At 71.2% G+C, this 19457-nt stretch carries 19 protein-coding genes; 10 read left to right on the forward strand and 9 right to left on the reverse strand.

What is annotated here, in order from left to right; genetic code table 11:
• Positions 1 to 33 precede the first annotated feature (33 nt).
• From WME85_RS22835 to WME85_RS22850, 4 genes are all read left to right on the forward strand, one after another.
• Positions 34 to 1728 carry a 2-isopropylmalate synthase gene (locus tag WME85_RS22835; RefSeq protein ID WP_437840927.1) on the forward strand — a complete coding sequence of 565 codons (1695 nt, stop codon included), beginning with the start codon at positions 34 to 36 and terminating at the stop codon, positions 1726 to 1728.
• A gap of 84 nt (positions 1729 to 1812) precedes the next feature.
• Complete coding sequence (cimA, locus tag WME85_RS22840) at positions 1813 to 3459, forward strand: citramalate synthase (protein WP_437840929.1); 1647 nt, start codon at positions 1813 to 1815, stop codon at positions 3457 to 3459.
• Positions 3456 to 4520 (forward strand): 3-isopropylmalate dehydrogenase, encoded by a 1065-nt coding sequence (gene leuB, locus WME85_RS22845; protein WP_437840930.1) that lies wholly within the window; start codon positions 3456 to 3458, stop codon positions 4518 to 4520. Before cimA ends, leuB begins: the two co-directional genes overlap by 4 nt.
• 179 nt (positions 4521 to 4699) lie before the next feature.
• A complete protein-coding gene (locus tag WME85_RS22850) occupies positions 4700 to 4987 on the forward strand; it encodes an antibiotic biosynthesis monooxygenase family protein (RefSeq protein ID WP_437840932.1) in 288 nt (95 codons plus the stop codon).
• On the opposite strand, the gene WME85_RS22855 is transcribed toward WME85_RS22850, so the two are convergent.
• Positions 4963 to 5307 (reverse strand): DUF7793 family protein, encoded by a 345-nt coding sequence (locus tag WME85_RS22855; RefSeq protein ID WP_437840934.1) that lies wholly within the window; start codon positions 5305 to 5307, stop codon positions 4963 to 4965. The genes WME85_RS22850 and WME85_RS22855 overlap by 25 nt on opposite strands.
• 351 nt (positions 5308 to 5658) lie before the next feature.
• Between WME85_RS22855 and WME85_RS22860 the strand changes: the two genes are divergently transcribed.
• The gene (locus WME85_RS22860) at positions 5659 to 6177 is read left to right on the forward strand and encodes a hypothetical protein (protein WP_437840936.1); all 519 of its coding nucleotides are present in this window, start codon (positions 5659 to 5661) and stop codon (positions 6175 to 6177) included.
• Positions 6178 to 6420: 243 nt separating this feature from the next.
• Here WME85_RS22860 and WME85_RS22865 read toward each other — a convergent pair whose 3' ends face one another.
• Complete coding sequence (locus WME85_RS22865) at positions 6421 to 7797, reverse strand: MFS transporter (protein ID WP_437840938.1); 1377 nt, start codon at positions 7795 to 7797, stop codon at positions 6421 to 6423.
• A 230-nt stretch (positions 7798 to 8027) separates the two neighbouring features.
• On the reverse strand, positions 8028 to 9626 hold the full coding sequence (locus WME85_RS22870; RefSeq protein WP_437840940.1) for a serine/threonine-protein kinase: 1599 nt from the start codon (positions 9624 to 9626) through the stop codon (positions 8028 to 8030).
• Between the two features lie 541 nt (positions 9627 to 10167).
• On the opposite strand from WME85_RS22870, the gene dusB reads away from it, so the two are divergent.
• Positions 10168 to 11154, forward strand: coding sequence for a tRNA dihydrouridine synthase DusB (gene dusB / locus WME85_RS22875; protein WP_437840941.1), 987 nt, complete (start codon positions 10168 to 10170; stop codon positions 11152 to 11154).
• 24 nt (positions 11155 to 11178) lie between these two features.
• On the opposite strand, the gene WME85_RS22880 is transcribed toward dusB, so the two are convergent.
• The 6 genes from WME85_RS22880 to WME85_RS22905 all read right to left on the reverse strand — a co-directional run bounded on the left by WME85_RS22880 (position 11179) and on the right by WME85_RS22905 (position 16299).
• Positions 11179 to 12684, reverse strand: coding sequence for an HAD-IG family 5'-nucleotidase (locus WME85_RS22880; protein WP_437311561.1), 1506 nt, complete (start codon positions 12682 to 12684; stop codon positions 11179 to 11181).
• A 174-nt stretch (positions 12685 to 12858) separates the two neighbouring features.
• Entirely contained in the window at positions 12859 to 13422 is a 564-nt protein-coding gene (locus WME85_RS22885; RefSeq protein WP_437840944.1) for an STAS domain-containing protein, read from the reverse strand.
• Positions 13423 to 13429: 7 nt separating this feature from the next.
• Positions 13430 to 13984, reverse strand: coding sequence for a SpoIIE family protein phosphatase (locus WME85_RS22890; RefSeq protein ID WP_437840946.1), 555 nt, complete (start codon positions 13982 to 13984; stop codon positions 13430 to 13432).
• Positions 13985 to 13992: 8 nt separating this feature from the next.
• Entirely contained in the window at positions 13993 to 14622 is a 630-nt protein-coding gene (locus WME85_RS22895; RefSeq protein WP_437311564.1) for an ATP-binding protein, read from the reverse strand.
• Between the two features lie 421 nt (positions 14623 to 15043).
• The gene (locus WME85_RS22900; protein ID WP_437840947.1) at positions 15044 to 15688 is read right to left on the reverse strand and encodes a hypothetical protein; all 645 of its coding nucleotides are present in this window, start codon (positions 15686 to 15688) and stop codon (positions 15044 to 15046) included.
• Between the two features lie 338 nt (positions 15689 to 16026).
• Entirely contained in the window at positions 16027 to 16299 is a 273-nt protein-coding gene (locus WME85_RS22905; protein ID WP_437311566.1) for a hypothetical protein, read from the reverse strand.
• Positions 16300 to 16420: 121 nt separating this feature from the next.
• On the opposite strand from WME85_RS22905, the gene WME85_RS22910 reads away from it, so the two are divergent.
• From WME85_RS22910 to WME85_RS22925, 4 genes are all read left to right on the forward strand, one after another.
• Positions 16421 to 17161: an NTP transferase domain-containing protein gene (locus WME85_RS22910; protein WP_437840949.1), complete on the forward strand. Its 741-nt coding sequence runs from the start codon at positions 16421 to 16423 to the stop codon at positions 17159 to 17161.
• Positions 17158 to 18153: a GHMP family kinase ATP-binding protein gene (locus WME85_RS22915; protein ID WP_437840951.1), complete on the forward strand. Its 996-nt coding sequence runs from the start codon at positions 17158 to 17160 to the stop codon at positions 18151 to 18153. Before WME85_RS22910 ends, WME85_RS22915 begins: the two co-directional genes overlap by 4 nt.
• A 61-nt stretch (positions 18154 to 18214) precedes the next feature.
• Positions 18215 to 18835: a D-sedoheptulose-7-phosphate isomerase gene (locus WME85_RS22920; RefSeq protein WP_437840952.1), complete on the forward strand. Its 621-nt coding sequence runs from the start codon at positions 18215 to 18217 to the stop codon at positions 18833 to 18835.
• Positions 18836 to 18842: 7 nt separating this feature from the next.
• Complete coding sequence (locus WME85_RS22925) at positions 18843 to 19454, forward strand: D-glycero-alpha-D-manno-heptose-1,7-bisphosphate 7-phosphatase (protein ID WP_437840954.1); 612 nt, start codon at positions 18843 to 18845, stop codon at positions 19452 to 19454.
• Positions 19455 to 19457: the final 3 nt, after the last annotated feature.

A 19457-nucleotide genomic window follows, 5' to 3' on the forward strand; every position in this document is an offset into this window, starting at 1 on the left:
CGTCTCCACTCGTGGGAGGCGGCGGAGAACACCATGCCTGAGATGATTGCGAATCAAGCGATGCCCCCGTCCGATTACGTCCGCATCTTCGACACCACGCTGCGCGACGGCGAGCAGTCGCCGGGCGCGACGATGACGTCCTCGGAGAAGCTCGAGATCGCGCTCGCGCTGGCGAAGCTCGGCGTCGACGTCATCGAGACAGGCTTCCCCGCCGCTTCCCCCGACGACCTGCTCGCCGTCCAGACGATCGCCGAGCGCGTGGGCGGGGCCGCGATCCCCGGCCGCCCCGCGGCGACCCCGCCGATCGTCTGCGCCCTCGCCCGCGCCACGAAGGTCGACATCGACAAGGCGTGGGAGGGCGTCTCGCGGGCCGCGCACCCGCGGATCCACACCTTCCTCGCCACGAGCGACATCCACCTGAAGCACAAGCTCCGGATGAGCCGCGCCGAGGTGCTCGATCGCGTCCGGGCGATGGTCGCTTACGCGCGCGACCTGTGCGCGGACGTGGAGTTCAGCCCCGAGGACGCCGGCCGGAGCGAGCCGGAGTTCCTCTACCAGGTGCTCGAGGCCGCGATCGCGGCCGGGGCCACCACGCTCAACATCCCCGACACGGTCGGGTACACCATCCCGAGCGAGTTCGGCGCGCTCATCGCCGGGATCCGCAAGAACGTCCCGGGGATCGACCGCGCCATCATCTCGGTCCACTGCCACAACGACCTCGGGCTCGCGACGGCCAACGCGCTGGAGGGCATCCGCGCGGGCGCGCGCCAGGCCGAGGTGACCATCAACGGCATCGGCGAGCGCGCCGGCAACACCGCGCTCGAGGAGGTCGTCATGGCGCTCGCGACGCGCCGGGCGGTCTTCGGGCTGCGCACCGGGATCGACACGACCCAGATCGCCACCGTGAGCCGCCTCGTCAGCGCGGCCACGGGCTTCAACGTCCAGCCGAACAAGGCGATCGTCGGCGCCAACGCGTTCGCGCACGAGTCGGGCATCCACCAGGACGGGATGCTGAAGCACCAGGAGACGTACGAGATCATGCGACCCGAGATGGTCGGCGTCACGCAGACGCGGCTCGTGCTCGGCAAGCACTCGGGCAGGCACGCGCTCCGGAACCGGCTCGAGGAGCTCGGCTACCACCTCGACGAGGCGCAGCTCGCGGCGGCGTTCGCCAGCTTCAAGGCGCTCGCGGACAAGCGGAAGCACGTCACCGATCCCGACATCGAGGCGATCGTCTCGACGACGCGGGCGCAGGGCCCCGAGGTCTACACGCTCGACGCGCTCCAGGTCGCCTGCGGGACCACGGGGATGCCCACGGCCACGGTCCGCCTCCGCGGGCCGGACGGGGCGCTGCACGTCCGCGCCGCGATCGGCACCGGGCCGGTGGACGCCGCCTACCGGGCGATCGACGAGATCGTCCGCGTGCCGAGCAGCCTGCTCGAGTTCTCGGTGCACGCGGTGACCGAGGGCATCGACGCGCTCGGCGAGGTGAGCGTCCGCGTCCGGGCGGACGTGACGTCGAGCAAGCGGCACCCGCAGCACGACGCGTCGGCGCGCGTCTTCCACGGCCACGGCGCTGACACCGACATCCTCGTCGCCAGCGCGAAGGCGTACCTCACCGCCTTGAACCGGCTCCTCGCGACCTACGGCGTCGAGGCCAAGGAAGAAGCGGCGGCGTCAGAGAGCAACCAGGGCGGCCACGGCGCCGCCGTCGAGACCGCGAGATAGGCCGATGAGCGGAGCGCTGAGGGCCCCCGTCGCGGGCCGGCGGGCTCCGCGGCCTCGCCTCGCCGCACAAGGAAGTCGAACCTTATGAATCCGCCTCTCAACGGCGTGGAGCAGGGCCCCCGCCCCGCGGACCGCGTCGACATCTACGACACGACCCTCCGGGACGGCACCCAGCGCGAGGGCATCTCGCTCGCCTGCGAGGACAAGCTGCAGATCGCGCGCCACCTCGACGCGTTCGGCATCACCTTCATCGAGGGCGGCTGGCCCGGCTCGAACCCGAAGGACGCGCAGTTCTTCGAGCGGGCGAGGGACATCGAGTGGAAGCACGCGAAGATCGCCGCGTTCGGCTCGACGCGCCGGGCGTCGCTCGCGCCCGAGGACGACCCCGGGCTGCGCGCGCTCCTCGCCGCCGGGACGAGCGTCTGCACGATCTTCGGCAAGAGCTCGACCCAGCACGTGACGGCGGTGCTGCGCACGACGCTCGACGAGAACCTCCGGATGATCGAGGAGACCATCGCCTTCCTGCGCGCGCACGGCCGCCGGGTGGTCTACGACGCCGAGCACTTCTTCGACGGGTTCGCGCTCGACCGGTCGTACGCGACCGAGACGCTGCGCGCCGCGGTGCGCGGCGGGGCCGAGGTGGTCACGCTCTGCGACACGAACGGCGGCTCGCTGCCGTGGCAGATCGAGGCCGTGGTCGCCGAGGTGAAGGCGAAGCTCGCCCACCCGCTCGGCATCCACGCCCACAACGACGGCGAGTGCGCGGTCGCCAACTCGCTCGCCGCGGTGCGCGCGGGCGCCCGCCACGTGCAGGGCACGATCAACGGCTACGGCGAGCGCTGCGGGAACGCGAACCTCTGCGCGATCATCCCGAACCTCGAGCTGAAGCTCGGCCTCGCCGCGCTGCCGGACGGGGCCCTCCGCGGGATCACCGAGCTGTCCCACTACGTCGCCGAGGTGGCGAACCTCGCGCCCGACGATCACATGGCCTACGTCGGCCGGAGCGCCTTCGCGCACAAGGGCGGCGTGCACGTCGCGGCGATGCGGCGCGAGCCCGCGTCCTACCAGCACATCGACCCCGCGCTCGTCGGCAACGCGATGCGGACCGTGGTCAGCGAGCTGTCCGGGCGCGGCAACCTGCTCAGCAAGGCCGAGGAGTTCGGGCTCGAGGTGAAGGCCGGCGCCGAGGTCGAGGTGCTCGAGCAGATCAAGGAGCGCGAGGCGCGCGGCTCCTCGTTCGAGGCGGCCGAGGCGTCCGTCGCCCTGCTGCTCCGCCGGAGCTCGCCCGGCTACCAGCCCCCCTTCCGGCTGCTCGACTTCAAGGTCATCGCGGGCCAGCGCGAGGGCGTCGGCACCTTCGCCGAGGCCATGATCAAGATCGCGGTCGGCGACGAGGTGGTGATCACGGCGGCCGAGGGGTCCGGCCCCGTCAACGCGCTCGACGGCGCGCTCCGCAAGGCGCTCGCGCCCGTGTTCCCGGCCGTGCGCGACATCCAGCTCGTCGACTACAAGGTCCGCATCCTCGACGGGCGCGACGGCACCTCGGCGACGACGCGCGTGCTCATCGACAGCCGCGACGCGCAGCGCCAGTGGAGCACCGTCGGCGCGTCGACGAACATCATCGACGCGTCCTGGCATGCGCTCGCGGACGGGATCGAGTATGGGCTCACGCTCGCAGCGAGAGAGCCAGAGCAGTACACATCCACGTTGCCTGCCAGCGAGGTCGCATGAAGGCCAATATCGTTCTTTTGCCCGGCGACGGCATCGGCGTCGAAATCGTCGCGGAAACCCGCGTCACCCTCGACGCCGTCGCCGCCCAGTTCGGCCACAGCTTCACGTACACGGAGCACCTGATCGGCGGTTGCGCGATCGACGCGAGCGGCACCGCGCTCACGCCGGAGACGCTCGACGCGTGCCGCGCGGCGGACGCCGTCCTGCTCGGCGCGGTCGGCGGCCCCAAGTGGGACAACCCGAACGCGAGCGTCCGCCCTGAGCAGGGGCTGCTCGCGCTGCGCCAGGGGCTCGGCCTGTACGCGAACCTGCGCCCGATCCGGCTGTTCCCCGAGCTCGTCCAGGCCTCCCCGCTCAAGCCGGAGCGGCTCGCGGACGTCGACATCATGGTCGTCCGGGAGCTCACGGGCGGGCTCTACTTCGGCAAGCCGCGGCTCCGCGAGGAGGTGAACGGGCGGCGGCGCGCCGTCGACACGCTCGAGTACACGGACGAGGAGATCCAGCGCGTCGTCGAGCTCGCCTTCCGCCTCGCCGCGTCGCGCCGGCGGCTCGTCACGTCGGTCGACAAGGCGAACGTCCTCGAGTCGTCGCGGCTCTGGCGCACGGTCGCGACCGAGGTCGCGGGCCGCCACCCCGACATCCGCATCGAGCACCAGCTCGTCGACTCGTGCGCGATGCGGCTCATCACGTCCGCGGCCGCGTTCGACGTCATCGTCACCGAGAACATGTTCGGCGACATCCTGACCGACGAGGCCGCCGTGCTGGCCGGCTCGCTGGGCGTGCTGCCGAGCGCGTCGCTGGGCGACGGCACGCGCGGGGTGTACGAGCCGATCCACGGCTCGGCGCCCGACATCGCCGGCAAGGGGATCGCGAACCCGATCGGCACGATCCTCAGCGCCGCCATGCTGCTCCGGCACTCGCTGCGGCTCGACAAGGAGGCGGCCGCGCTCGAGCGCGCCGTGGCGCAGGCCATCGCCGGCGGCGCCAGGACCGCCGACCTCGGCGGCAAGTTGTCGACCCAGGGGATGGGCGACGCCGTGCGCGCGAAGCTCGCGGGCTGAGCGCTCGCTCCAGGCGACCACGGCAGCCCCCGCCCCGGGGGCGCGCCGTCCTTCCGACTGCCCTGACAGCCTCGACAGGGAGGCGCCGAGCCCCGCCTCGATCCCCGGCGGGAGCCCGACTCGGCGCCGGCTCGCGCGCCGCGCATTGCCGCCGTCCAGCGTGCCGCTAGAAGTCCGCCATGTTCATCGTCGTCAACACCATCACCGCCTCGGGTCCGGCGCTTCAGGCCATGGTGGAGAGCTTCCGGCGGGCAGCGCCGGAGATGCGGCAGTTCTCCGGCTTCCTCGGCCTCGAGATCTGGCTGGATGATGGCAGCCTCAAGGCGGTCTCGCGGTGGGCGAGCCGGGAGGCTTTCCAGGAGTACCCGAAGTCCGACGTGTTCCGGCGGCATCACCGCGGCATGGGCGGGGAGCAGGCGCTCCGGGCCGCGCACATCACGTTCTACGAGGCCGAGATCATGGCGTGAGCGGCCCCCGAGCCGCCGGGCCGCCAGCGCGCCTGCGAGCGGCAGCACGACGATCTCCTCGCTGACCGTGAGCGCGCGCAGCGCCCCTTCGCGGCCTCCGCTCCTGCGAAGTACTCCCGCGCCACCCGGTCCACCGCCTTCTGCGTCCTTGTATCGACCAGGACGGGGCGCGGCGTGCCGTCGGCGCGATCGATGGTCGCCCTGACCACCTCGTGCGCGCAGGCCAGGCTCATGTGCACGGGAAACGCAGTCGCGCGGCTGATCCCATCGTCTTCAAGCCGGAGCATCTGGGCAGACGTCACGATCTCGCGAGCCTTCATGATGCATCCTTGGCTGGGCGACGACGCCTGTGCAGCACAGCGATCGCCCACGGATCCGAGCCCGCTGGCGCGTCGCGCCATCTCCGCTGATCGAGCCGCTTGCACTCCACGTCACCATCACGGCAGCCTGCGCCACCTCGCTCCACACCGCTCCACAACAGCTTCGCGCGGACCGCGCTGAAAGCGTCCATGGTGTCTCAGGTGTCCTTTCTGGGGTAATCGACATCACCGCCCCGACACCGCACATGTCCCAGCGACGGGGAAGCTCAGATCCCCGCGTGTCAGAGCCCGCGATCACGACGGGCGATGACTCCATTCCACATGGATTGATGTGCACAGGAGAATGGGAACATGAGCCAATTGACGAAGTTCGCATCGCTCGTGGTCCTCTCGACGGCTCTGTCCGCGGCCGGTTGCATGGCCAAGACGACGGCGTCGGAGGACACGGGAGCCCCGCTCGACGAGGCGAAGCAGGCATCCCAGACCGAGGAGATGGATTCGGCGGATCAGGAGTCGAGCGCGCTGCCGGCGACGGGCGTGAGCTCCGAGAGCTCGGGCTCAGCAGACCCCGGCTCGGCGGACGCCGGGTCGACGAGCGCGGGTGGTGAGGAGAGCGCTGGCGAGCAACCCGACGCGTCGCGCTTCTGGGGCGGCGGCTGGGGCTGGCACGGCGGCTTCCGGCCCTGGGGCTGGGGCGGCGGCTTCCGGCCCTGGGGCTGGGGCGGCGGCTTCCGGCCCTGGGGCTGGGGCGGCTTCCGGCCCTGGGGCTGGGGCGGCTGGGGCTTCCGGCCCTGGGGCTTCCGGCCCTGGGGCTTCCGGCCCTGGGGCTGGGGCGGCGGCTGCGGCGCCGGCTTCTGCGGCGGCTGGTAGCGAGCGCTGACGACCGCGCGGCGCGATGGAGCGGCAGCGCGGCCTCGATCAGCGGCGGAGCGCCGCGGCACGGTCCTCGCCGCGGCGCTCGGCGCTCGTCAAGGGCATCGCGCTCCGCTCTCAGGACGCTCGCGGTAGCTTGGCAGGCCGAGGCTCCCTCGCGCAGCGCGCGGCGGGAGCCTCGGCGTCAGGAGGGGCCCATCAGCGGCCGGCGCGCCCGCCGGCGCGAAAGGCCAGCGCGGCTCAGGCGTCGGCCTCGGCGAGGCTCGGGATGCGGTTCACGAGGAAGCGGGTCCTCAGGTAACACCACCACGTGAGCGCCATGCACGTGACATAGAAGACGAAGAAATACGTGAGCGCCGTCGTGGCCCCGCCCGTCGCCTTGATCGAGGCGCCGAAGCTCCGCGGGATGAAGAAGCCGCCGAGCGCGCCGATCGCCGAGGTGAAGCCGAGGACGGCCGCGCTCTGGCGGCGCGCCGTGTTGAGCGCCTCGACGCGCGCCGCCTCGCCCCTGCCCTGCGCGGCGCGGAGGTGGTCGCGCCGGAACAGGACCGGGACCATCCGGAACGTCGAGCCATTGCCGACACCGGCCGTGATGAACATGACCATGAACATCGTGACGACCCCGGCGTAGCTCTTCTCGTCGAGGAAGTGGATGATCCCGAGGGACGCGAGCCCCATCAACACGAAGTTACAGAACGTGATGCGCGCGCCGCCGATCTTGTCGGCGAGGTAGCCGCCCAGCGGCCGGGCCACCGAGCCGATGAGCGCGCCCATGAACGTGAGCTCGAGGGTCACGGCGGGGAACTGCATCTTGAGCAGGAGCGGCAGCGCCGCCGAGTAGCCGATGAACGAGCCGAAGGTCCCGATGTACAGCCAGGCGATGATCCAGGTGTGCTTGTTCCTGGTGGCGGCCATCTGGTCCTTGAAGTTCGATTTCGCCGACGCCAGGTTGTTCATGAAGAAGTAAGCGCCGGCCGCCGCGATGAGGATCAGCGGGATCCACATCAGCCCTGCGTTCTGCAGGTAGATCCCCGACTCCGTGTGGTACCCGCCGATGGCCGTCGCCACCGCGCCGGGCCCGATGAGGATGGGCACGAGGAGCTGAACGTTGCTGACGCCGACGTTGCCGCCGGCGGCGTTGAGGCCGAGCGCCAGCCCCTTCTTCTTGTCCGGATAGAAGAACGAGATGTTCGCCATGCTGGAGGCGAAGTTGCCCCCGCCGAGCCCCGCGGTCCCCGCCGCGAGCGCCATCAGCCAGAACGGCGTGTCGGGCCTCGTCACGAGCACCGAGAGCGAGATCGTGGGAATGAGCAGCAAGAGCGCGCTGACGACGGTCCAGTTGCGCCCGCCGAACTTCGGGACCGCGAACGTGTAGGGGAACCGGATCAGCGCGCCGATGAGGCCCGGGATCGCGACGAGCAGGAACAGCTGGTCCGTTGTGTAGTTGAAGCCGACCTTGGGGAGCCGGGTGGCCGTCACGCTCCAGAGCAGCCAGACGGAAAAGCCGATGTTCTCGGCGATGATCGACCAGATGAGGTTCCGACGGGCGATACGCTTCCCTGTCTTCTCCCAGAACACGTCATCGTCGGGATTCCACTCGGTGATCAAAGTCGACATCTGTCCTCCTCGTCAGATCGGGCGCTGCCGCGACGCAACATGGCGATTCGAAGCTGCCATGTCCGATCAATGGACGCTCTGCATCGGCCTCTGCGTCTTACAGGTGAGGAGCCAACATTCGAGTTTCTCTCGTGTTTCTGATCCGTTTCGACGTACTTTTCCCTCGCGACGACCCCTGTGGGGGCGCCGGCAGGGTGACGCGCGCGCGCGGAGGCGCCGTGTCGCGGCGCCTATCGCGCCGTGGCTGAACGGGTCGAGCCGCCGCGCGTCGGGGCGAGGCGCTCGGGCGGCGCCTCGAGCTGGCCGAGCTTCTCTGCCCGGCTCACCACCCAGAAGCGCTCCGCGTCCGCCGCGCTCCAGGCGGACTCGTCGAGCAGCTGGAGGAGCGCGTCGAACAGCGTGCGCGCGCTCTGGAAGCGATGGCGCGGGTCCTTGGCGAGGCACCGCAGCACGAGGCGATCGACCGCGCGAGGGACGACCGCCCCGCGGCGCACCGACGGCGCGAGGGGCGCCCTCGTCATGTGCGCGGCGAAGAGCTGACCCGACGACGAGCCCTCGAACGGCAGCTCCCCGGTGAGCAGGAAATAGAGCGTGCCCCCGAGCGAGTAGATGTCGCTGCGCGCGTCCGCGCGATCGCCGCGGCAGACCTCGGGCGCCATGTACGCGGGCGTCCCGCAGAGCATGCCGCTGTTCGTCAGCTCGGCTTCCCGGCCGCCCTCGACCATCCGCGCGACGCCGAAGTCGAGCAGCTTCAGGAAGTCGTGGTCGTCGCCCACGCGCGTGACGAACAGGTTCTGCGGCTTGATGTCGCGGTGGATGATCCCGGCCTCGTGCGCCTCGATGAGCGAGCGGCAGGCCTGCAAGGCGAAGCGCACGGCGCGCGCCACGGGCATGGGTCCGTAGCTGCGCACGATGGCGGCGAGATCGGCCCCGCGCAGGTGCTCCATCGCGATGTAGTAGATGCCGTCGTCGCTCGCGCCGAAGTCGAAGATCCGGATGGTGTGCGGATCGCTGAGCTTGCTGGCCGCGTGCGCCTCCTGCTCGAAGCGCTTCAGCACCGCCGGGTCCGGCGCGTCCCGCGTCCGGAGGAGCTTGAGGGCGACGTCGCGCTGGAGCGTCTCGTCCCAGGCGAGCCAGACCTCGCTCATCCCCCCTTTGCCGATCGGCGCCTCGAGCCGGTACCTGCCCAGCTTGCGCGCCTGATACACCTGCTGCTGCGCGGCCCACACGACGTGGCTCGACAGGGCGCCGATCACGCCCGAGGCCGGGACGAAGATGTAATGGCTAGCGGCCGTGAGCAGCGTCGTCGGGTCGAGCCACGCCGCCTCGATCGACGGCGAGAAGAACGCGGCGATGCCCATGGTGGCCGGGAAGGCGAGGAACATCGGCGCGGAGGCGATGAGCGCCTTGCGGAACGGCGCCGGCACGAGCGCCGTGCGGAGCAGCACGACGATGGAGAGCCCGTGCATGTACGCGCTCGTCAGGCCGCCGAAATCGAGCGCCATGAGCGAGATGAAGAGCGCGGCGGCGAGGAACGCGGCGTCGTACCCGAGGAGCACGACGCGGCCAGAGAGCGTCGGGCGCCCCGAGAGCCGGTACACGAGGAGGGCGAGCCCCTGCTCGAGCACGCGCAGGACGATGCAGCGCCACACCGGCGCCGCCGGGTACAACACGGTCGCCATGAACACGTCGACGAGCGTGAACGCGGGCCAGATCCAGAGCGCGACGCGAATAGCACGGCGCACCGCGCGGCGGACGCTCTCCGTGTCGTGGGCGGTCAGCGTGCTGCGCCGCGGCCCGATCTGGCGGGTATCGCGCTCCTTCAGCATGCGCGACGACGCCGAGCGCTCAGCGCGGAGAGCATCTCTGAGCAGCGCACGCTTCATGGCACTCTCGAGGGTCGCCAGAGCCGCGCCGAACGTCAAGCGAGCGTTGCTGACTTCGGCGCGACTGGTTTCCTCGATCACGACGGCGGGGCGCGCCGCTCTGCCGGTCGCCCTCTCCCACCACCCAGGCTGTAACTACCGACAAGGCCACTCGCCGCCCCACCTGCCGTGTTCGTGCGCTGCGCGCGTACACGTCGGCGAGATGGTGAATCCCCGCTGCGGGTCCGCGGCGCGCCGCGCCGCGACGCAGCGCTCTCGACTTGGGAGCAGGCCTCTCGGATCTCCTCGGCGTCTGACGACCGCGCGACCACGCGGCCGTCAGCGTCAGACGCCGCCGGGTGGCTCGCCCTGGGCCGCGGGCCCGAGCGCAGCGGGCCTCCAGGCGCCGCCGCGCCGGTCCAGCCGAGTCCACGGGCGCGGCGCGCCGAGGCCGGCGCGGTCTCCCTGGTCAACCGGCCGGATCCATGCTTGAAAGCTCGCCATCGTGCCGCTCTCGCCTGAAAGCTTCCGCCGGCTGTTCGCCAGCCGCCCCGTCGTCCTCGCGCCCATGGAGGACGTCACCGACGCTGTCTTCCGCCGCATCTGCCGTGAGCTCGGCGCCGAGCTGTGCGTGACGGAGTTCGTCAACGTCGAGGGGCTGCTGCGCGGGTGCAAGACGGCGCGGCGCAAGCTCGCCCTGGCCGAGGACGACCAGCCGACCGCGATCCAGATCTACGGCGCCAACCCGGAGCGCCTCGCCGAGGCCGCGCGCGTCGCCGAGCAGGCGGGGCCGGCGTTCCTGGACATCAACTGCGGCTGCTGGGTGCCGAAGATCGCCGGCCGCGGCGCGGGCGCGGGCTGGCTGCGCGACCCGGAGGCCATGGTGGCGATGGCCCGCCTCGTGGCGCGCACGGTCGCGCTGCCGGTCACGGTGAAGACGCGCATCGGCTGGGGGCCCGAGTCGCACATGCCGATCGTCGACCTGGCGCGCCGCCTCGAGGACGCCGGCGTCGCCGCGCTCACGATCCACTGCCGCACAGCCCAGATGGGGCACAGCGGCGCGGCCGACTGGACCTGGGCCGCCCGCGCGCGCGAGGTCGTGTCGATCCCTGTCGTCGTGAACGGCGACATCAAGGCGGCCGACGACGCCGCCCGCGCCCTCGCCGAGACGGGCTGCGCCGGCGTGATGGTCGGCCGCGCCGCGATCGACCACCCCTGGATCTTCCGCGAGGCCCGGGCCCTGCTCGACCACGGCGCGCGGCTCCCGGGGCCGACCGCGGAGGAGCGCCTCGCCCTCTGCCGCGCGCACCTCATCGCGAACACCGAGGCGCGCGGCGAGCCGCACGGCGTGCGCGTGACCCGCCGCCACCTCACCGGCTATCTCCGCGGCCTCCCCGGCGCGTCCGCCCTCCGGCGCGAGCTGCTCTTCTGCGACAGCCTCGCCGGGTGCCTCGACATCCTCGACAGCGCCGCGCAGAAGCTCGCGGCCTGACGCCGCCGCGGCCGCGCGGGCGGCCTACATCCCCACGGGCGTCGCGTCGTCGACCGGGGCGGGCTCGCCGTTCTGCCGGTCCGCGCCCGGCGGCGCCCCCATGGGATCGTGCGGCAGGCTCCCGCGGTGCGAGCGGAGCAGCACGTGGGGCGTCGCCAGGAGGAAGTTCGAGACGCGCGACGTGTAGATGTCCGCCGAGCGCTCGATCTGCCGGGCCAGGTGGCTCTTGTCGTTCCCCGTGCGGAGGAGCAGCCCCCAGCGCGGGTTCAGCGCCTCCGCCGACGCCTTCGCGAGCGGCGCGATCCGCGCGTCGAGCGCCGCGAGGCGCGTCTTGAGCTCGTTCATCTTCGCCTGGACCTCGGCCTCCGTCGCCCCGACGACCGGCCCGTAGCCGGCGCGCATCCGCTGGAGCTCGAGGCGCAGCCTGGCGTAGACGCGCTCCATGTCCTCCTTCTCTCGCATCCACAGATCGAGGCGCGCCTCGGCGCCTCGCGCCTCCTCGATCGCGAGGATCTCCTCCTCGAGCTCGCGGATGATGAGCGCCGTGCGCCACCGCAAGACGCTCTTCGACACGTGCACATCTCCATAGATGTGATCGCCGATATAGAGGATCTCGTCGCCGGACAGCCGGAGGTGGTGCTCGACGAGACCCGCGTTGCCGCCGAGGTAGTGCCCGCCCTCGCGCAGCCTGCCCGCCGGGCGCAACAGGCCATCTTCCGTGACCACCTCGAAGAGCGGGCTGCGGCTCGAGAAGAACTCCGGCTTCCGCGCGGACACGATGACCACGTCGAACAGCTCGCGCCACGTCATGCCGTCCGGCAGGAAGCGATCGAAGGCGTAGCTCATCATCGCGCGCGTATAGACCCACTCCGAGTTCGTGATCAGGACGAGCTTCTTGCCCGCCTCCTTCTGGTCGAGCAGCGTGAGCGGGGTCTCCGGGTCGAGCAGGACGAACCGGTCCGGGTCCGCGATGATCTCGGCCTTCAGCTGCCCTTCCATGTGCGTCGCGTCGAGGCGGTCCTTCACGCGGCCGTAGAGGTCGCTGTAGCCGAGCACCTCGGGCAGGCGGCGCTGATCGAGGAGGTCGACGAGCTTCGCGTACATGCACCCTTCCGAGAGCGAGAAGAGCGTGTTCAGGAACACGTAGCGTCCGTCCGCCAGGTCGACGATCGTCCGCGCGTACGTCGAGCGCTGGGTCTCGAAGTCGATCGGCTTCGTGCCGTGGTAGGCCCGCTTCACGTAGCCAAAGCGGTTCACCTTGAGCAGGTTGCCAAGCTCGGTGTCCAGGATGAGCCCCCGGCTCACGAGATCCGGCTCGAACGTCAGATCCCCGACCGGCCAGCCCTCGGCCTCCAGCAGATGGCGGAGGTGCTCATACGCCCGGCGCTCCCACGCCTCCACGCGGTAGTGGATCAGCGTGTAATCCATGTCGTACCCGATCGCCTTGATCGAGCGCAGATTCAGCGTCCGGTTGCAGAAGATCCCCCGCTGCTTGGGCGGCGGAGCGGAGAGGCAATCCAGCTTGTCCATGGTGATCGCCCGGAGAGCGGTCGTGAGGCATACCAGGGACCCACGGCGTTGCCCACCGAGACCAACGCCGTCACCCCGCCGTCTCTGGATCGCCAGCGAGCGCGTGTCAGGCGGGCGTGCTGGTCGACGTTCCCGCACGTTCCCGCGGCGAACGCCAGCCTCACGCCCGCGAGCTCAGCGGCGACGGAGCCGGCTCTTCGCGCTCTGCCGGCGGTCGGCGCTCGACGTCGATCGCGAGGGCCGCGCGCCCGACGACGCTCGCCTCGAGTCGCCGCGGTCGTCCGCCTCCCATCCGTCCTCGTCCTCGTCCTCGTCTTCGTCCTCGTCGAAGAGGTCGTCGTCGTCCTCGTCGTCGTCCTCGTCGCGCGCCTCGGCCCGGCGCACCTCGAGCCCGAGCATCGTGAGCGCCTGCTCCAGCGTCAGGGCCGTCTTCACCGCCGCGAGCTCGACCCCCATGGCCTGGAGCGTCATCGCGATCTCCGGGCTCAGCCCGGACAGGATGGTCGGCGTGCCCATCAGCCGCGCAGCGGAGGCGAGGTTCGAGAGCACGGCGCACAGGTGGCTATCCATGATCCATACGGCCGTGAGATCGATGACCAGCCCCTTCGCCCCGCTCTCGTGGATCGCCCGCAGCACCTCGGTGTTCAGCTGCTCCGCGAGATCGTCGGTCACGTCCCCCTGGATGGGCACCAGGATCCGGTCCCACAGGTTGATGATCGGAAGGCGCTTGAGCTCCATGGTCATCCTAAGGTTCGATGTCGGCGATCAAGACGGTTGAATCGTCGTGCGAGCGCCGGTGTCGGCTCATGAGGGCGCGGCAGGCCTCCGCGGCCTTCATTCCACGAAACAGCGAGAGGTCGAAGCGGGGCGAGATCCCGTCGGAGAAGACGGCGAGGCGATCGCCCGGCGCGAGCTGCGCGTCGAAGATGCGGACCTTTCCGAGCGACGCGCCGAGGATCCCCGGGCTCTGAAGCCACTGCACGCGCGTGCCGTGGGACATCAGCTCGACGTTGCCGATCCCGCAGCCCTGGAGCCGCCCGTCCCGGAAGCGGCAGATCATCCCCGCGGCGCCGCGGGTCCCGCGGAGCCGCGCGTGGAGGCGGTCGACGAGGGCGCGGACGTCGTCGCCCGGCGGGGCGTCGGCGAGCGCCTTGAGCGCGACGTCCGCAGCGGCCGCCGCGTGCTCGCCGTGACCCAGGGCGTCGATCACCGCGAAGAGACACCCGCCCTCGCCGGCGCGGACGAACGCGGCGTCGCCGCTGACGCGCTCTCCATCCTTCGGCAGAATGGTGTACTCCACGGCGACCTTCACAGGTGGACCTCGATTTCCACCCGCGTGCCCTTCGGCCCCGAGTCGATCTGGAAGCGATCGGCCAGCCGCTTGACCCCGATGAGGCCGCGGCCCATCCCGGTCTTGCTTTTGTAACGTCCAGCCAGAATTTCTTGCAGGTTCTGGATCCCGCTGCCTTCGTCCACAGCGACGATGACGAAGCGGACCGGGCTGTCGCGCTGCACCGCGATCTCGATCGTCCCGCCGGGGGTGTAGTGGACGATGTTCCGGGCGAGCTCGCTGACGATGGTCGCGACCTTGTGCGAGGTGAAGCTCTTTGCGCCGGCCGCGTCGCAAACGGCCTTCGCGCTGAGGCGCGCCTCGCTGATGTCGGCCTCCACGCTGATGACCATGACCTTCGAGCGCCGCGAAGGTCGATCGCCGCCGATCGCGGAGATCTCCGACTTGAGCCGCCCGAGCCGGCCCGGATCGACGTAGAGGCGGGCCCGGCGCTCGATGCTCGGAAGGATGTCGGGGAGGTCCTCGAGCGAGAACTTCTCCGGCTGGATCTCCGCCTCCCGCATGGCCCGGAGCAGGACACCCTCTGCATTCATCGCCGAGAGATAGCCGAGCAGGACGTTGAGAATCTGTTCGTGCGCGGGAGTCATCCGGGAAGAGCCTGGAAGGGCAGGTTACCGGGGCTCCGCCCCCGCGTCGAGTCCGCGGCGATGGCGTCGCTGGGTTCGGCGGCCGACACGCGGCACACGCCTGTGCCCGCCTGGATGTAGGTCGCAAGGCTCGCTCGGCGCCAGCGGTCCGCGTCCCGGGGTCGGGTCGTGTCCACCTGACGCCGCCCGCGCGCCTTCGCCATCGGATCGTCCGCCTTCAGCTCCGGCCTTCCAACCGTTCGGAGTCTCCGCGGGGTCCCTGCTCACCGCGTCGTGGCGGGATGCGCGCAGCGCACGCCAGATCGCCCGGAGCTTCGCCCCGGACGCTGCGCCCGCTTCCACCTGTTCCCGCCCCGGCCGCACGCCGCGACCGGGCGGAGCAACGCTCATGCCCGGTGGGACGACGCGCCGATGTCACCGCTCACGTCGGGTAGTACGACGCCTGACCCTGGCGCAGCTCCTCGGTGATCTTGTTTTCCTCGAGAAGCTTCTTGATCGGCTCCTGGAGATCCGCTGCGGGGGTTCCCATCGCCAGCGCAAGGTCGTCGATCCCCTGCCCTGGCTCGATCTCCACATGGGCGAGCAGCGCCTCGGCGATCTCGTTCTCGGGGATCCCGGACGGCGCGTTCTCCGGGCTCGTCGGATTGGCGGGCTGGGTCCCCTTGTCGCCCGCCCCGACGGCGGGCGCCTGGGCCTTCCCGGCGCTCTTGGCGCGAGCCTTCGCCGGCGCGACCGCTGGACGCGCGGCGCCCCCGGCTGCCCGGGGCGCGGCCGTCTTTTTGCGCGGGGCCGGGCGCGACGGAGCCGGACGCGACGGGGCCGGGCGCGACGGGGCCGGACGCGACGGAGCCTTGCGGGACGGCGCGCTGCGGGCCGACGCGGCCTTGCGGCTCTTCGTCGGGGCTGGCGTCGGCGCGCGCTCGGCCTTGCGGCCAGGCTTCATGGGAGTCGCGGCGGGCCCGGTCGATATCCCTGCGGCCTTGATGTCGACTTCCAGGTACTGCGCGGCGTTCCGGAAGACGTCCTTACGGACCAGCGCTCTCATGCCCTCCAGGAACTTGGCCACCAAAGCCCGAATCTCATTCTCGATCTCGACATCGGATATCACGCTGCCGCCGTCTCACGAATCCCCCGGAATGTCAACGTCTTCCACGCGGAGAGGCGCGCGCAGGCCGGAGAAACCCGGACATTTCGCGCACCGGCCGGCCCCCGCGACCCGGGCGCTTGATCCCTGCCGGCGACCCCTGGCGGCCGCACGCGCGGTGTGAATTTGCCGCTCTACCAAATGAAATGCTGGCAAGATTTGAAACTCATCGACAAATCATCTCGGGGGCCGTCCAGGCGCTTGGCAGAGGTTGACTTGCCGCTGGCGCCCCGCGCCGGCCGGGGTGGACCCAGCGGCGTTCAAGCCGCCTTGACCGCGCGCTGCGGCGCGCGGCGCAGCGGGCGGAGCGGCGCCGCCGCGAACGCCGCGCCGAGCGCGAGCCCGCGGAACGTCAGCCGCATCCGGAGGGCGTCGAGATAGCCCTCGCGGTGCAGGGCGGTGATCGCCCGGCGAACGTCGGTCCGACGCACCGCCAGGGCCGTGGTCAATGTATCCAGGGTCACCGTCTTGCCCTCGCTCTGGAGGGCGGCCAGCGTCCGGAGAAGATGCGGAGCGATGTCCTTGTTGGTCATGGCACCGAACCTAGTTCAGTAGCTGAACGATCGTACAGTTTGTGGCGACGATTTCTTCGGGCTCGGGCGGGTGGGCCCCGGACGCGCCGAAAGCGGCCTGCGTCTGTGGTACGTCCCGCTCGTGCGCGCCGACGCCTCGCCTCCTCAAGCCGTGATCCTCGCCGGCGGGCTCGGCACCCGGATGCGCCCGCGCACCGAGCGCACGCCGAAGTTCCTCCTGCCGGTGGCCGGCAGGCCGTTCGGGGCGTGGCTCCTCGAGCGGCTCGCCACGGCGGGCTTCGGCGAGGTGGTCCTCTGCGTGGGTCACCTCGGCGACGCGGTTCGAGGGGCGATGGGCGACCGGTTCGCCGGGCTGCCGCTCCGTTACGCCGACGACGGCCCCGCCCTCCTCGGCACGGCCGGCGCGCTGCGCCGCGCGCTGCCTCACCTGGCCCCTGTGTTCCTCATGACCTACGGCGACTCCTATCTCCCCTTCGACTACATGGCTCCGCTCCGGGACCTCTGCGCGCACCCCGAGGCGCTCGGCGCGATGGCCGTGTACCGGAACGAGGGCCGGCTCGACGCGTCGAACACCGCGGTCTCGGGCGATCTCGTCGCGCGTTACGAGAAGCGGCGCGCGGGCGCCCCGCCCGACCCTGAGCTCGACCACATCGATTACGGAGCGACAGCGCTCCGCCGCGAGGTCGTCGCCGGGCTGCCGGCGGACACGCCGCTCGGCTTCGACGTGGTGCAGCGCGACCTCGCGGCCCGCGGCCGCCTGCGGGCCCTCCCGGTCGCGGAGCGCTTTTACGAGATCGGCTCCGAGCAGGGCCTCCGCGATGTCGAGGCCGCCCTCTCCGCCGCGGTCGAGGCGCGGCGATGATCGTCTCTCGCGCCCCGGTGCGCTTCTCGCTCGGCGGCGGCGGGACCGACCTGCCGGCGTACTCCGACCGCTTCGGCGGCTACCTCGTCTCGGCGGCCATCGACAAGTACATCTACGTCACGGCCAACAAGCGATTCCATCGCGACATCCGCCTCGCCTACTCCAAGACCGAGATCGTCGCCTCGGTCGACCGCATCGAGCACCCCATCTTCCGGGAGGCGCTCCGGATGATGGGAATCGAGCACTCGATCGAGCTCACGAGCGTCGCGGACCTGCCCGCGAACTCGGGCCTGGGCTCGTCGAGCTCGTTCACCGTCGCGCTGCTCAACGCCCTGCACACGTACAAGCGCGACTTCGTGTCGTCCGAGCAGCTCGCCCGCGAGGCCTGCGCCATCGAGATCGAGCGCCTGGGGGAGCCGATCGGCAAGCAGGACCAGTACATCGCCGCGTACGGCAACGTCACGGCGTTCACGTTCTCGCCGGACGGCTCCGTGCACGTCGAGCCCGTCCCGGTCCGCGACGAGGTGCTGGACGAGCTCGAGAGCAACCTGCTCATCGTGTGGAGCGGCATCGAGCGCCCGGCCAGGATCGTCCTCTCGGAGCAGGGCCGGCGGCTGCACGACCTCGAGCCCGACGTGGTCGAGCGGATGCACCGCATCAAGGACATCGGCCGCGACGTGTACCGCATCCTCGTCTCGGGCAGGCTCGACGACTACGGCGAGCTCCTGCACGCCCACTGGACCCAGAAGCGTAAGCTCGCCTCCAGGATGACCGACGAGGTCCTCGACGAGATCTACGAGATCGCGCGGGGCGCCGGGGCGCTCGGCGGCAAGCTGATGGGGGCCGGCGGCGGCGGCTTCTTCATGTTCTACGTCCGCCCGGCGGAGAAGCGCCAGGTGCTGGAGGCGCTGGCCGCGAAGGGGCTGCGCGTGCTGCGCTTCCGCTTCGATCTCGACGGCGCGCGCATCGTCGCGAACCTGCACCGATCGTGAGCGGGCGCGCGGCCGCGCCTCCCGCTGGGCATTTGCGCGCGACTCTGGCTATAAATCGACCATGCCTCAGAGCACGCACGACTTCGTGGAAAAGTACCTTCGCGAGACGTCCGAGATCGCCCTCGCGACGAGCCCGGACGACATGGCTCGCGTCATCGAGATCCTCTTCGAGGCGTACCGGAGCGATCGCACCATCTACACGTGCGGCAACGGCGGCTCGGCCGCCAACGCGAGCCACCTCGCCTGCGACATCGCCAAGTTCACGTGGGTCGAGGGCAAGCGCCGCTTCAAGTGCACCTCCCTCTGCGACAACGCGGCGCTCCTCAGCGCCCTCACCAACGACGTCGGCTTCAACCGGATCTTCCTCGAGCAGCTCGACGGCCGCCTCGTCGCGGGCGACGTCCTCGTGTGCCTCAGCGTGCACGGCGGCTCGGGCGCGGACCGGGCCGGCCCCTGGTCGCAGAACCTGGTGGCCGCCGCGGATTTCGCGAAGAGGTCCGGGGCCAAGGTGGTCGCGCTCGTCGGCTACGACGGCGGCGCCCTGCGTCAGATGGCCGACGCCAGCGTGATCGTGCCGAGGACGCGGGCCGGTTACACGTCGACGCCGCACGTGGAGGGGTTCCACGAGGTCTACCACCACCTGATCTGCGAGCGGCTTCTCCAGCTCGTCGCCGAGAGCTGAGCGCCGCGTGGCGAGGCGCGGGATCCTGCTCGACCGCGACGGCACGCTCATCGACGTGGTGCGCGACCCCGAGCTCGGCGTCGTCGTGACGGCGTTTCACCCGGATCAGATCCGCCTCCTGCCCGGCGCGCTCGAGGGCCTGCGGCGCCTCTCGGACGCGGGGTTCCTGCTCGCGATCGCGACCAACCAGCCGGGCGCGGCGAAGGGGCAGGTGCCCTGGAGCGCGATCGAGCGCACGAACCGCGCGCTCGTCGACGGGCTGCGCGCGGCGGGCGTCCCGATCGCGGCGCTGGCTGTCTGCCCGCACCACCCCGAGGGCGGCCCGGGCGGCGATCCGTCGCTGATCGGCCCCTGCGATTGCAGGAAGCCGAGGCCGGGCATGCTCACGGCGCTCGCGCGCGATCTCGATCTCGACCCCGCGGCGAGCTGGATGATCGGCGACGCGCCGAGCGACGTGGCGGCCGCGCGCGCCGCGGGCATGCGGGCGGGCCTGCTCCTCGACGGCCGCCGGTGCGAGCTCTGCCCGCTGCGCGGCGAGGCCGCTCTCCCCTGCCCCGATCGCGCCGCGCCGCGCCTCGATCTCCTGGCCGCGGAGATCCTCGCCGGGCCGCCGGGCTAGCCG

It is taken from the genome of Sorangium sp. So ce1153 (genome assembly GCF_051521595.1).
Classification (GTDB): Bacteria; Myxococcota_A; Polyangia; order Polyangiales; family Polyangiaceae; genus Sorangium.